The sequence below is a fragment of the Micromonospora sp. U21 genome, assembly GCF_018070045.1.
Taxonomy (GTDB): domain Bacteria; phylum Actinomycetota; class Actinomycetes; order Mycobacteriales; family Micromonosporaceae; genus Micromonospora.
In genome coordinates this window covers 1-1,232 of sequence record NZ_JAGPYK010000081.1, presented here as the reverse complement: position 1 = coordinate 1,232, position 1,232 = coordinate 1, and the positions used below count along the sequence as shown (strand labels likewise).

Below are 1,232 nucleotides of genomic sequence, written 5' to 3'. Positions count from 1 at the left end.
TGGAGTTCGAGGTTGAGGCGCCGGGTGTAGTGGGCTTGTCGGGCTCGGGCTTGATGGCGGCGGCGCCAGTCTGACCAGCGCAGGCGGTGGGTGAGGTCGCGGATCGGCTTGAGGACGAGGGTGTTGATCAGGCGGCGGATCTCGTTGACGGTGAGTTTGATCAGTCCGGTGTCGGCGGGGTTGTCGGCGGCGGCGTCGGCGGCGCAGATCGCCAGGACGGCGAGGGCGGCCAGGGCGAGGGTGGTGAAGCGGTGCCAGGAGTCCCAGCGGCGGACTTGGTGCTGGTCGAGGCCGACCTGGCCTTTGGCGGCCTGGAAGCCTTCCTCGACCGTCCAGCGGATCCCCGCGACCCGCACGAGTTGGGCCAGGGAGGCCGGTTGCGGGGTCCAGCAGCGGTAGAAGGCCAGCTCACCGGTGGTGATGTTGCGGCGGATCAGGAGGCTGTGGTGGCCGCGGTCGGCGGGGTCGGCGTCGGTGCAGACGTCGTCGAGCCAGGCCCAGTCGTAGAAACGCGGGCCCTTGGATCCGGTCCCAGCGCTGCGCCGCTGCCACGCCGAGGCGGGTAGGTCGGCGGTGACCCGGTCGGCCCGTACCCGGGTTTTGCTGCCGTCGAGGGGGACCAGGTGGCTGCGGGACACGGCCAGGACATAGCCCAGGCGGTGGTGGCGCAGGTGGGCGCGGAAACCGCTGCTGTTGCCGTAGGCCTCGTCCGCTGCCGCCCACCCGGCCGGGACGCCGGCGTCGAGGGCCGCGGTGATCATCTCGGCGGCCAGGTCAGGCTTGGTGGCGAACTCGACCGTGTCGGGGATCCCGGCGGCCTGGCATCGGTCCCGGTCATCGGTCCAGGACACCGGCAGGTAGACCCTACGGTCGATCAACGTGTGCCCGTGCCGGCTGGCATAGCCGCAGAACACCCCGACCTGCGCATTCTCGATCCGGCCAGCGGTGCCGGTGTACTGGCGTTGCACCCCGACCGAATGCACACCCTTCTTCAGGTCCCCGGTCTCGTCGACGACCAGGACCGCGTCCGGGTCACCGAACCGAGCCACGACCACCGCCCGCACATCATCGCGGACCGCGTCGGCGTCCCACACCGCCCGAGACAACAACCGCTGCATCGCATCCGGGCGGGCATGCCCGGCCTGCTCCGCCAACTGCCAACACGTCTTGACCTCGATCTCGGCCAACAGACCGGTCACGAACGCCACCGCCGCCCGACGCGGCTCGACCCG

The 1,232-nt window shown here is 70.9% G+C and carries 1 protein-coding gene; it reads right to left on the bottom strand.

The features are described from left to right. A partial coding sequence (locus tag KBX63_RS34830) for an IS701 family transposase (RefSeq protein ID WP_210918676.1) occupies nucleotides 1–1,232 on the bottom strand: 1,232 nt, incomplete at both ends.